Origin of the sequence: Dactylosporangium darangshiense, assembly GCF_039537565.1 — a bacterium.
GTDB classification, from domain to species: Bacteria; Actinomycetota; Actinomycetes; order Mycobacteriales; family Micromonosporaceae; genus Dactylosporangium; species Dactylosporangium darangshiense.
In genome coordinates this window covers 22,670-34,133 of record NZ_BAABAT010000077.1, presented here as the reverse complement: position 1 = coordinate 34,133, position 11,464 = coordinate 22,670, and the positions used below count along the sequence as shown (strand labels likewise).

The window sequence follows — 11,464 nt, the reverse complement described above, 5'->3', positions numbered from 1 at the left end:
TCGCTGCGCGACAGCCACACAAGCCAGCCGAACAGCTGAACCATGATCAGATACAACAGCCGGAACACCATCACTGGAGCGTGCAGCCGACCGACGAAACCCCAGCTCACAAACCGTGCGACGAGTTGTGGCACGGCACACGGCAGGCGCTCGCCCGGCTGCTCACTGCGGACGATCTAACGGAGGTAGATAGACATGTATGATCACCTATCCGAGCGGTTCATTGCCCTCGACGCCGACGTCTCCCGCCATGCGCGGATAGTTGCGCCGGATCGAGTGCGCGCACGGGGAGACCGTCGGCGCATCGGCGTAGCGACAACTTCGGCCGTCGCCGTTGGGGCGTTCGCCGCGCTCGCCACGGTCGGCGCCAATGTAGCTGACGGCAGTAATGGCGCCGGGACATCCGTCGAGAGTTACTCGGCGCGCCTCGGGATCCCGGCCAGCCTGAGGCTCCCGCACGAGGGTGAGGCCGGTTGGCGCGCCGACGACAACGTGGCCATCCCTGCGGTGTTCGCTAGCTGCGCGGCCAGTGATCCGACCCTGCCCGGCCGTACTGACGTCCGCGGGGCGACCGGACCAGGTCGTCCTGACGAGGAGGCGCACTTGCCGACCCGGGTGACCGAACAACTGGTCCTCTTCGACAGCGAGCTCGCTGCCAAGGCCGCGATCGCGGGCCTGGTCGCGGCCGGTCAGGCATGCGGCTGGATCGACCCGGGAATGGCCTCGCAGCTCGACGCAACACATCTGACCGGTCAATACCCCGACGCCGAGCTGGTACGCGTCAAAGGCATCCAAACGGGCAACTCGATCTTCCTGATCAGCACCACGACACACGGTTCCCTCATGTCCAGCGTCGGCAGTGACGAGCTATCGCTGATCGCGGCTCGACTGTGCACCATCCTGAATCTCTGCCATCCCGCACCGGGCGTGTCACCATTAACCGAAGGGTCCGCCGAATCCCCGGACACGACCGGCTCTCTCGGTTCCAGCGCACCCGTCGGAGCCTCGGCTCCGCCGTTGATCGCTCCGCCTGCAATCGCGACGAGAATCCCAACTTCCGAGCCGGGGCGGTCTCCCTCTCGTTGACTGTAAGCCGACCTGACGACGTATAACACTGGGTGGTTGAGTCCTCCGGGTATCACTGTCACCCACTGGGGGACACATCGAGGCGCGCAACCTCCGCACCACCTATGCCCGGCTGATCAAGCGGGCCGGAGTGCGCCCGATCCGGTTCCATGACCTGCGGCACACGTGCGCGACCCTGCTGCTGCGCGGTGGTGTGTCGGCTCGGGTGGTGATGGAGATCCTCGGTCACTCCCAGATCGCCGTCACGATGAACACGTACGGTCACGTCCTGCCGGCCATGCAGGACGAGGCAGCCGGCCGGATGGATGACGCATTGGGGAGACCGAGCCCGAGTGACTCGATTGCTGTCACGGCTGCTGTCAGCTGGGCCGAAAATCGACCAGGGCGTCTACCATGATTGGTAAACGCCCTGGTCAGTATTGGTACGCCGCGTAGGACTTGAATCTACAACCCGCAGATTAAGAGCGCGAACCCGACGATGTTGTTTGAGTGAACTTCGTACGGATTGTGCGGTCGATGCCTATTTGTATGGCGCCCGGATGGCGACGCCTGTCGGTGGATGACAAGCCGTATCGTTCGGTGCGGAAGCCGTCGATCACACGTCGATCACACATCTGGGCGGTCGTCTGCCGGGCGTGGGGCGTGTCGGTGGCCAAACACAAAGGATATTCACACAATGATCGCCTCGCGGGAGATCAAACTCTGCCTGCCTGGATGAGTAGTTGATCATTGGGGCCGCTGGCGATCCGATAGACGATCCCCAGCGGCCACTCGTCTTGGCGCGGGCCTGTTCCAGGCGGTACTCGGATCGTCGGTGGCCAGCGCATGTAGTCGTTGTCCGGGAATAGCTGAGTTCGGCAGCCAGCGAGGCCATCGACAGGCCTGGGTACGCGGACCGCGCGGGCCGCGACAAAGACCAGCGCAACAGAGAGGCCGGCACAAGAAGTGATGATCTCCCTCAGCGCTGGGGGCTCGGCGGCGATCCGCAGTACGCCGAGACGATCGACGAGCAGTTGACAGGAGTCGTTGTGGCTCAACAGCTCGACGACCATCGATCATGGTCTTCGACACTGTCAATGTCGTGGCCAGGGTCGCCCCAGAGGGCAGGCCGCGGTTGGTCCAGCTGCTAAAACACAGCGGCAACGTGGTGGCGATCACCGGCGACGGTGTCAACGACGCGCCGGCCCTCAAGGCCGCCGACATCGGCGTCGCGATGGGCATCACCGGCACGGAGGTCTCCAAGGAGGCCGCCGTCATGATCGGATACCGATGGCGCACGAGCGGGCCGGAGTTCTCCCCGACACCTGATCAACCCAGGCTACCCACGTAACCCGGCCACCAAGGCGATCGATCTGACCCTCCCGGCTTAACAGGATCGACACGCGGACACGACAGTATGAGAGCGCCGGGACTTCAGAGCAGCGCCAGCGTTCGTCGCGGTATGCCCGACCGGCAGATGCGGGCCGCGAAAACATTTGGGCACGAATTCACCCTGGAGTACACACGCCCGTACCACCCGGCGAGCCCGGAACGGCGGCAGTGGCCCACGTAGCATCTATGGGGAATCTCCGGTGATCGTCTCCGAACACCTTCACCGTGAAGGCGGGCCCGTTGGCGCCGCCGCCCGCGCCAGATCGCGAACGGTGGGTAACTGAGAGCTCGGCTCGATGAGCGCGGACGGCTACGCCGACGGGGAGTGGTGTTCAGATGGTTGTTGGCCTTACTCCGGGCTGTGCCGTGCGCCCGGCCTCGTTGCCATGGGGGACCCCGTCCTCGTGCGCCTCACCTGATCGTTCGGGGATGAGAGGACGACCTCGGCCCGAATGCGACCGGCCGGATGCGCGCTCCCGGATCGCCCTGGGCGAGCCGTCGTGGTGATGCCGGCGCGCAGGCAGGGTGTGCGCTTCTGGCACTGGCTGGGTTTGATCGGCGGCGTGATGATCGCCGCCGGTGGAGTGCTGGCCGGTGCGGCGCCCGCGCATGACCCGATGCTCCTTTTGCCCGGAGTCGCGGAACTGCGCGACGCAACGGTGTTCGCGACGGCAGTGGTCTACGTCGGTCTGACGTTGCTGCTGGTGGCCTGGTGGAGGGTCGGCGCGTTGGTACGTCGCCCGGACGGCCCTTCGGTGCGCGGACTGATGAAAACCGGTGTCTGGTGGACGTTGCCGTTCCTGTTGATCGCCCCGATCTTCAGCCGTGACGTGTACAGCTATCTGGCCCAGGGTGCGATGGCCATGGCCGGGATGAACACGTACAAGGTCGGGCCCTCCGCGCTGGGCGGGCAGTTGGGCGCCAACGTCCCCGCGATCTGGCAGGACACCCCGGCACCCTATGGCCCGGTGTTCCTGAACCTCGCCAACGGCGTTGCGCACCTGACCCAGCAGAGCACCTGGCCCGGCATCATCGGGATGCGGATGCTGGCCTTGACGGGCGTAGGCCTGGTCGCGTGGTCGGTGCCTCGCCTTGCGCACGCATCTGGCGTGGACCCCGCCGTCGCGGTCTGGCTCGGCGTGCTCAACCCGCTGGTGCTGCTGCACCTAGTGGCCGACGCGCACAATGACGCGTTGATGCTCGGGCTCATGACCGCTGGGCTGGTGCTGGCGCTCCGAGGACGCCCGTGGCTCGGTGTCGTGGCGATCACCCTGGCCGGGCTGGTCAAGGCTCCGGCCGCCGTCGCGATCGCGTTCGTCGTCCCGATCTGGGCGGGTCGGTTGGCTGTCGGGACTAGATGGGTTCGTGCGGCGTGCGGCGCGCTCGCCGCCGCCGCGGGTACCGCGGTCGTCTTCACCACGCTGGCCGGCACCGGCTACGGCTGGGTAGGGACGCTGAAGACCCCAACGCTCGCGCGTACCTGGATGTCGGTGACCACCGACCTGGGGTACGTCTCCGGTCAGGCCTTGCACTGGTTGGGACTGGCGACCGTCGACCAGACCAGGGACGCCTTCTGGCTCGCGGGTCTGGTGGTCGCCGCGGCGGTCTTCATGTTCCTGCTGCGCCGTAGCACGCAGGTGGGCCCGGTGGCCGCGCTCGGCCTGTGCCTCGCGGCGCTCGTGGTGCTCGCCCCGGTGGTGCATCCCTGGTACCTGCTGTGGGGCTGCATACCGCTGGCCGCCGCCGGATCCGACGCGATGCGTCGCGGTGTCGCGGTGTTGTCGGCGTTGTTGGTCATCTTCGTCCTGCCCGGTGGCGTCCCGCCCGGGTTGCCCGTACTGCTCGGTGCGGCCATCGGCGTCGTCGTCGCTCTGCTCGCCCTGGGAGCGCTCGGCTACCAGCTGCGACGCCAGCCGCTTCCCGTGTCCGAGCTGGCCGCCGCCGAGCGGTGACCGGGGATCAGGCGCTGGCGTCCGGCTTGATGACCTGCACCACGGCTGAGGCCATGCGGATCGATCCGATGCCGGTCAGGTGGAACGGGTGGGTGACGTCAAGCCCCTGGATGTCGGCGCCCAGACGATCGCGACCGTCTGCGCACAGCGGGGCCAGCCGTGGGGTGGTGATGCTGAACCCGTATTTGTGCGCGCCGCTGATGACATGGGTGGCGACCAGGATCGAGCACGGGCAGGCGGTCTCATTGCTCCAGCCTGAGCTCGCCGGTCAAGTCCGACTCGATCATGCCTACCCCAACGCAACAGAGCCCGTCGGTCTCCTCCAATGCGGACTTCGCTGGCAACGGACATCGGGCCCACGATCAGCTGGTGGCTCCGCCTGGTCGCCGTGCCGGGCTTCGGTGTCCTGCCCGCCGCCGTCAGTGGAGAACTTGCCTGGGTTCCACTGGTGCTTGGCGTGGTCCGCTTCAATCTGCGCGAGGTAGTCCCTGCGCTGGCGCAAGACGTCATCCCGCCGAGTCGACACGACCAGCCGGGATAGGCCAACGTTGTCGTCCCGGGCTGCCGGGTTGAAGGTCGTCACCCACGCGTAGGCGGCCGCGTCAGGCGATTTTATCCCCGGCGTCAGGTCCCCGGCTGTACCAGCGCAGTGCGGCGAGGCCGAGCACGCCCAGGCCGACGACGACGGCAAGTGCCAGGCTGAGGATGACCCACAACCAGGTACGTCACCGTGCAGACACCCGATCACCCTGCGAGCCATCGGCAGCGGTCGCTGGCCCGCCACCGGCCAGCTCGGCGCGTCGGGCTGCCGCGTGGGCTCGCTCGGCCCGGACGAGGGGCATCATGTCCTGCCACTCGCCCGGGCCGGTCATCGCCATCCGGGCCCAGCCGTCGCCCATGGCAAGATCGGCCGAGTGAAGATCGGGATGCTCGGATCGTTCGAGGTTCGCACCGACGATGGCACCCTCGCCGATGTGCCGGGCGCGCGGCTGCGTGGGCTGTTGGTCGCACTCGCGCTCGAACCCGGTCGAGTGACCCCCAAGGCGACCCTCGTCGACTGGATCTGGGGTGAACACCCGCCGGCCGACGCCGAATGCCTTGCAACGCTTGGTGTCCCGGCTGCGAAAGGCGCTGCCGGAGGGGTTGGTCGAGGGGCAGACGGACGGCTACCGGTTGATGGTGGAGCCCGATGCTGTCGACGCCGTGCGGTTCGAGCGTCTCGTCGGCCAGGCCCGCAACGGCGAGGATTCACAGGGGGTACGGCGGCTGCGTGAGGCGCTCGCATTGTGGCGCGGTGCGGCCATGCAGGACATCGGTTTGGAGGAGAGTGCGGCGTTTGACGCGGCGGTCACCCGGCTTGACAGGCTGCGTCTGACGGCCATGGTGGATCGGTTCGACGCGGAGATCCGGCTTGGCCACGGCGCGGAGCTGGTCACGGAGGTGACCGACCTGGTGGCCGCCCACCCGGTGCGGGAACGGCTTGTCGCCGCGCTGATGCGGGCCCTCGCCGCGACCGGTCGCGACACCGAGGCGCTGATCGTGTACGAGCGCACACGGGAAGCCCTGGCCGACGAGCTGGGCGTTGATCGCTCACCGGAGCTGTCCGCATTGCACGTCGCCCTGCTGCGGGGCGAGTTGGTACGGCGGGAGGAGAAGCGGCAGACCAACTTGCGTGCCGAGCTGACCAGCTATGTCGGCAAGGACGCCGATGTCGTCGCGGTCCGCGAACTCATCGCCGAGCATCGGCTCACCACCCTGATCGGGCCGGGCGGGTTGGGGAAGACGAGGCTGGCCGCGGAGACCGCGCACACGCTGCTCGGCGACCTGCCGGACGGGGCCTGGCTGGTGGAGCTCGCGGCCATCGGCGCGGACGGCGACGTGGCGCAGGCGACGCTCGCCGGACTCGGCCTCCGGGATGCCCTGCTCGGCGAGGCACCGGGCGCGGAGCCGACGGATCGCGTCATCGCCGCCGTCCGCGAGCGGGCGATGCTGCTGGTTCTGGACAACTGCGAGCACGTGATCGAGTCGGCGGCGACATTCGCCCATCGAGTGCTCGGCGAGTGCCAGCGGCTGCGGATCCTCGCGACGAGCAGGGAACCCCTCAGCATCACCGGTGAGGCACTGTGGCCGATCGCGCCGTTGGTCCTGCCCGCGCAGGGCGCCGAGCCCGGCGAGATCGACGCCTCTCCGGCCGTCCGGCTGTTGCAGGACCGAGCTGGCGCGGTGCGCAAGGACCTTGCGGCCGACGATCACACGTTGGCGACCATGGCGCGCATGTGCCGGGCGCTGGACGGGATGCCGCTGGCAATCGAACTGGCCGCGGCCAGGTTGCGCACCATGTCGCGGATCAAGGAGTACGCCCAGCAGCGTCTCGCGGAGGCGGGGGAGTCGGATCTGACGCGCCGTGCGCATCTCGCGTACTTCGTGGTCTCGTTCTTCGTGAACGCGTGCCGCGTGCTGCCGGACTTGACCACGAACGTGTCGGGTGGTGTTCGGGCTGCGGTGGCCCAGCCATGCCTGCAGCTGGGCGGTCGTCACCCGGTGCTCGGTGCGCTATGGGTCCGCCGCGTGATACCAGGCGCGCTCGCCGGAGCGGCAGCGTGCAGAGCGCGACGAACGGCTACGTCGCCGGTCATGCGGTGGTCGGCATCATCGCGGCCGCCGCCTTCTGCGACCACTCCACGAGCAACAGGGTGGCGTCGTCCGCCGGCGGGCCGTCGTAGTGTGACAGAGCGGCGTGGCAGAGCCGGCGCAGCGTCTCAGGTGCCGGCAGGTGGCCGGCGTTGCGTTGTACCAGGTCGATGAGCCGTTCGGTGCCGAACGGCTCGCCGGCGCGGTCCCTGGCCTCGGTGACGCCGTCGGTGAAGAGCAGCAGCTGGTCACCCCGCTCGAGCATCTCCTCGGCGATCTCGATCTGCGAGTCGTCGAGTCCCAGGGGCATCCGCCGGCCGCCCACCAGGCTGCGAACGACCTTGCCGTGCCGGATCAGCAGCGGCTGCGGGTGGCCGGCGTTGATGTAGCGCAGCCGCCCGCTGGCGAGGTCGAGTTCGGCGAGGAACGCCGTGGTGAACCGCAGCTCGGGCAGGTGCACTTCGAGTGCCTGGTCGGCGGCCCGGGGCAAGGCGTACAACCCGGCGCCGGACCGCCTGGCGGCGCGGATTGCCGACATCACCACCGCGGTGCCGAGGCCGGCGCGCAGTTCGTGCCCGGCCGTGTCGAAGATGGCGAAGAAGAGCAACGGACCGTTGATCGCGTAGTCGAACCCGTCACCGCCGACCTCGTAGCAGGGCTCGAGGATCGCGGAAACGGTCATCGTGTTGCACACGAAGGTCAGCGGTGGCAGGAGGCGCCACACCAGCTCGGACGCCTCGGACATTCGGCGCGTGCGCTTGACCTTCAGTAGGGCGTCGCCGTAGGGAATTTTGGCGGCGACCAGATGGCCGACGAGCTGACCGAACAGATCGCAGCCGAACGTGACGTCGTCGTCGAACACGAGGTCGCTCAGGGCGATGAATTCGAGCACGCCCAGCCGTTCGGTACCGTCCAGCAGCGGCATCCACAACCGTGCCGGCCGCCCGGCCGCCGTTGACACCAACGGCTCCACGGTCATGAAGACCCGTCCCGCGGTCGTCGACTCCACCATCAGCGGTTCGGGTAGCTCCGCGTCGGGCCGCGGTACACCGTGCAGCGCTCGCTGCTCCTGGTCGACGAGGTACATGCGCACATCCAGCCCCGGCGGCGCGGCCGCGGCCACATCAGCGGCCAGGTCGTCCGGCAGCGCCCGGCGGGTTCGCTGCAGCAGATTCGCTATCGCACCGCGCCATTGATCGCCTGTCACCGTCACGGCTCGCCACCTCACTGCGCGCTGGGGTATGCCGTGTGCCGTATGCCCCGGCGAACGGCACCCGGCCTTCGGACACAGAGCCCAACGACACCCAATCTCACCCACCTCCTTTCCCTCCACCTACCCCGCAGCTGTACGAGCCACTCATCCGTGCCGGACGGCCGCTGCGTGCTGGCCGGGGCCAGCGGTGAGTTCGCCCGGCGGCTACGCAGGCTCGCGTCGACTCTGCAGCTGCACCACAGCCGGGCCCGACGCGACCGTGGCCGCGCACTCGGGCCTGGCCGTACCCAACTGTTCGACAGGAAAGGTCGAGCGGCACGCGACCCGGGCCAGGGCCTCGTTGAGGCGTGCTGTAGTCGAGCGCCGACGGGTACACGTGCCGTAGGCTGTCGCGGGCCTGTTCGGGGTGCTGTGTGCCTGCGCCAAGAGCTCACGTCCGGTGTCGGGTGCGGGTGCGCCGGGTGGCGGCCGTGCAGCGTGCCGAGCGCGTCGAGGCGCTGCTGGAGCGCGGCGCACCGGTCCAGCTCGGTGCGTTGCCGCTCGGCGTTGAGTGCGCTATGACTCCGGCGCACCTCAACCGGTGACCGCTCCACCGCTGTGATCCCGCTCCACCGGCAGCACGGTGAGCAATCCGGCGACGTCCAACACGTGCGCGACGAACTCGGTTGGGTTGCACAGGATCAGTGTTGTGTTCTGTGCGGCTGCGGCCTTGTATGTCAGCCACAGCACGGCCATCACCCTCGAATCGAGCAGCCGCACCTGTGCCAGGTCGACCCGCAGTATCTGCGGCCGGCGCGCGAGCGCCGCCTCGAGGGTCTGCTGGACCGCGTCCACGACCGAAACGTCCAGCTCCCCGGCGATGCTCACCACCGCGCCGTCAGTAACCTCCCGGGTCTCGATAGACATTCCCATGATCGGTCCCTTACTTGTACCAGAGACGCCGTGACGTCCCATTTGAGGAATTCAGTGCCGCGGCGGAGGAGGGCGTCACACGCTGTGACCCCCCTCCCCTCACAGAGTTCCCGTACTCAAGAACCGGAACCACTCAGGGCGGGGGACTGTGAGAAAGGCGTGTGACTCGCGATCGATGAGACGCACTTGATGACCGTGATGACAGAGTCCGTGGGTACTTCCGCCGCGGCGAAGAAGGAGGCTCCGGCAATCACGCCGGAGGGCGTGGATGCCGAGTGCCGGTGGGCCGGCCGTCTGGGCCGAGCAGGCTCGTGCGGCCGGGGCTGCAGCTGACGGTGAGGGTGGTCTGCTGCAGCAGTGGACCAAGTGGATGATCGAGGCTGCGCTGGATGGGGATCACCGATCACCTGGGCTAAGACAAGCATGATCCGGGCTGATAGGAACGCTCATGCAATGGCAGCCAGGCGAAGACGGTGCTGACCGATGTTGGTCCGGTCGAGATCACGGTGCCCCGTGACCAGGACGGTTCGTTCGAGCCGCAGGTATCTGTTCTGGTCGTCGCCGACCGGCGTGCCCTGCTGGGTGGTGAGGCTCGACCGACCGTCGCCCGCCACCTGGTGCGTCTCGCCGCCATGTCCCTGCCGGACCGCCTGGTCCCCGTACCGCACCGGCCGGCCCGTCTCGTCACCCATCGTTCACTCCTCGTCACCCATCGTCCGCTCCCGTCCGTGCTGGCGCTGGTTACCCGCTCATCACGCCGCACACCGGGAAGTTCAGGTTGTCTTGCCCGGCGTCGGCAGCGAAGGTTCCACCTTGAGCAGGCTCGGCGGGGGTGCTTGACTGCGACGGGACGGTGCCGCCGGTCGGCAGCCGCCGCCTCGTCTGCGCGCTCCTGGGCCTGGCTCGACAGCGCGGCCGCTACGGCATGCTGATCACCATCACCTGGGGCAGGAACAGCAGGCGCGCCTTCAGCCGCACTGCGCTCTGGTTGTGTAGCAGGTTCTCCCACCAGCGGCGACCACGTACTCCGGGATGTAGGCCGCCACGACGTCGCGCGGCGCGCTGCCGCACAACTCGTCGACGTACTGCAGGACCGGCCCGGTGACCTCGCGGTAGGCGAGTCGAGCACGGTCAGCGGCACCGGGCCGCCGCACTCCGCACAGCGCGGCTGCAGGGCGCGCTGGCTCCTCGGGCGAGGTGGCGACGGTGAGCGAATCGGGCCGGCCCAGGCGAAGGGCCGCCCGCCGCGATACCAGCAGCCGGACCGCCCCCACCAGGGTGGCACCGGCGGTTGGACCTGAGCGCAGCTCCACCTGATCCTTCGAGGCGATCAGCACGGCTGGCCTGCATCGATGAGCTCTGGACGTGCCCTACGCTGCTGGACTGGTCGCACGTGCCGGACATCGCCAGCGATATGGCCGCGGGTCAGGCTCAGACCAGACCGTTACCGCCGGACAACCACCGCTTCGCCATACCCCGCGAAGCGGGTGTCCTCATAACGTCACCCAGATGTCCCTGTTACTTCCGCACCCAGCGGAAATGATAAGGACGACACACCATGCCGGCGCACGAGCTGCGCCTGCCTGGCACCGAGAGCCAGGGGACGTGGATGATCCGACCTCGGCGGAGCCGGCGGGAGAAAAAATAGTGGTGGCGGAGCGGGCGGTGGGTGGTGGAGGCTGACCGCCGGCTCCGCCCCAGACACCAGGTACGGTGTCCGACACGAACGGACTCTCTCTGGTGGTCGCGGCAGCGACCCAGCATTCACGGGGGCGGACATGGGACGCGGACGAGCCAAGGCCAGGCAGGGGAGAATCGCCCGGGAACTGAAGTACTTCAGCCCACCCACCGACCTCACCGCATTGCAGCGCGAACTGGCCGGCACACCCCGCCCCGACGACCACGAACCCAACACCGCCCATCACGCCAGCGAGCGCGACGGCAGCTCCGCACGCTGAGCCCCCGGAGGTAAGCCAGCTCCGCCAACTCGAGCACCACAACCGTCGCCAAAGCCGACTGACGCGCACCGCGCCGAGATTCGCCCAGTTCACCAGCGTGGCGACAGGAGCTTGGCTGCCTGCGCCTGAACGTATCTGCGCAGTAGGTTGCTGGGTGGATGAGTGGCTGCACGAGCTTGCGGACTTGCTGCGTCGGCGTGACGAGCCGGACGCCCACACCGCTGCGCTCACCGAGCGGTCCGCGCGGCCCGGCGATGCGGCCCCGAGTGTCCGTCACGCTGCCGACCGATGTCGGCTGCGCGCAGCTTCGCGCTGCGTCGCAGATGACGGGTGGGTGTCCA

General features: G+C 68.3%; 9 protein-coding genes and 3 pseudogenes. 7 read left to right on the top strand and 5 right to left on the bottom strand.

Annotated features, from left to right (window positions below):
- Positions 1-195 precede the first annotated feature (195 nt).
- Both ABD901_RS55065 and ABD901_RS59430 read left to right on the top strand, forming a co-directional pair.
- Entirely contained in the window at positions 196-1,086 is an 891-nt protein-coding gene (locus tag ABD901_RS55065; protein ID WP_345143566.1) for a hypothetical protein, read from the top strand.
- 55 nt (positions 1,087-1,141) lie between these two features.
- Positions 1,142-1,483 (top strand): site-specific integrase, encoded by a 342-nt coding sequence (locus ABD901_RS59430; RefSeq protein ID WP_380139655.1) that lies wholly within the window; start codon positions 1,142-1,144, stop codon positions 1,481-1,483.
- Between the two features lie 298 nt (positions 1,484-1,781).
- Here the strand turns inward: ABD901_RS59430 and ABD901_RS55060 are convergent, their stop codons facing one another.
- Complete coding sequence (locus ABD901_RS55060; protein WP_345143563.1) at positions 1,782-2,138, bottom strand: hypothetical protein; 357 nt, start codon at positions 2,136-2,138, stop codon at positions 1,782-1,784.
- Positions 2,139-2,152: 14 nt separating this feature from the next.
- Between ABD901_RS55060 and ABD901_RS55055 the strand changes: the two are divergent.
- The 3 genes and pseudogenes from ABD901_RS55055 to ABD901_RS59565 form a co-directional block, all read left to right on the top strand.
- A pseudogene (locus tag ABD901_RS55055) lies at positions 2,153-2,347 on the top strand (HAD-IC family P-type ATPase); the annotation flags it as partial.
- A 616-nt stretch (positions 2,348-2,963) separates the two neighbouring features.
- The gene (mptB, locus tag ABD901_RS55050) at positions 2,964-4,409 is read left to right on the top strand and encodes a polyprenol phosphomannose-dependent alpha 1,6 mannosyltransferase MptB (RefSeq protein ID WP_345143576.1); all 1,446 of its coding nucleotides are present in this window, start codon (positions 2,964-2,966) and stop codon (positions 4,407-4,409) included.
- A gap of 1,176 nt (positions 4,410-5,585) precedes the next feature.
- Positions 5,586-5,975, top strand: a pseudogene (locus ABD901_RS59565) (AfsR/SARP family transcriptional regulator); the annotation flags it as partial.
- Positions 5,976-7,041: 1,066 nt separating this feature from the next.
- Here ABD901_RS59565 and ABD901_RS55040 read toward each other — a convergent pair.
- Positions 7,042-8,253, bottom strand: coding sequence for a PP2C family protein-serine/threonine phosphatase (locus ABD901_RS55040; protein WP_345143561.1), 1,212 nt, complete (start codon positions 8,251-8,253; stop codon positions 7,042-7,044).
- A 573-nt stretch (positions 8,254-8,826) separates the two neighbouring features.
- The gene (locus ABD901_RS55035; RefSeq protein ID WP_345143573.1) at positions 8,827-9,159 is read right to left on the bottom strand and encodes an STAS domain-containing protein; all 333 of its coding nucleotides are present in this window, start codon (positions 9,157-9,159) and stop codon (positions 8,827-8,829) included.
- Between the two features lie 195 nt (positions 9,160-9,354).
- On the opposite strand from ABD901_RS55035, the pseudogene ABD901_RS59425 reads away from it, so the two are divergent.
- A pseudogene (locus ABD901_RS59425) lies at positions 9,355-9,704 on the top strand (transposase); the annotation flags it as partial.
- Here the strand turns inward: ABD901_RS59425 and ABD901_RS59420 are convergent.
- Entirely contained in the window at positions 9,612-9,857 is a 246-nt protein-coding gene (locus ABD901_RS59420; RefSeq protein ID WP_425556854.1) for a hypothetical protein, read from the bottom strand. The pseudogene ABD901_RS59425 and the gene ABD901_RS59420 overlap by 93 nt on opposite strands.
- 276 nt (positions 9,858-10,133) lie before the next feature.
- On the bottom strand, positions 10,134-10,502 hold the full coding sequence (locus tag ABD901_RS59415; protein WP_380135268.1) for a hypothetical protein: 369 nt from the start codon (positions 10,500-10,502) through the stop codon (positions 10,134-10,136).
- Between the two features lie 441 nt (positions 10,503-10,943).
- Between ABD901_RS59415 and ABD901_RS55020 the strand changes: the two genes are divergently transcribed.
- Positions 10,944-11,123 carry a DUF3073 domain-containing protein gene (locus ABD901_RS55020; protein WP_345143554.1) on the top strand — a complete coding sequence of 60 codons (180 nt, stop codon included), beginning with the start codon at positions 10,944-10,946 and terminating at the stop codon, positions 11,121-11,123.
- Positions 11,124-11,464 lie beyond the last annotated feature (341 nt).

Excerpts from the sequence above, each read along its gene's own strand:
- ABD901_RS55065 (WP_345143566.1), top strand. The coding sequence starts at position 196 with ATGTATGATCACCTATCCGAGCGGTTCATTGCCCTCGACGCCGACGTC.
- ABD901_RS55060 (WP_345143563.1), bottom strand. The coding sequence starts at position 2,138 with ATGGTCGTCGAGCTGTTGAGCCACAACGACTCCTGTCAACTGCTCGTC.
- mptB (WP_345143576.1), top strand. The coding sequence starts at position 2,964 with ATGCCGGCGCGCAGGCAGGGTGTGCGCTTCTGGCACTGGCTGGGTTTG.
- ABD901_RS55035 (WP_345143573.1), bottom strand. The coding sequence starts at position 9,159 with ATGTCTATCGAGACCCGGGAGGTTACTGACGGCGCGGTGGTGAGCATC.
- ABD901_RS59420 (WP_425556854.1), bottom strand. The coding sequence starts at position 9,857 with ATGGGTGACGAGACGGGCCGGCCGGTGCGGTACGGGGACCAGGCGGTC.
- ABD901_RS55020 (WP_345143554.1), top strand. The coding sequence starts at position 10,944 with ATGGGACGCGGACGAGCCAAGGCCAGGCAGGGGAGAATCGCCCGGGAA.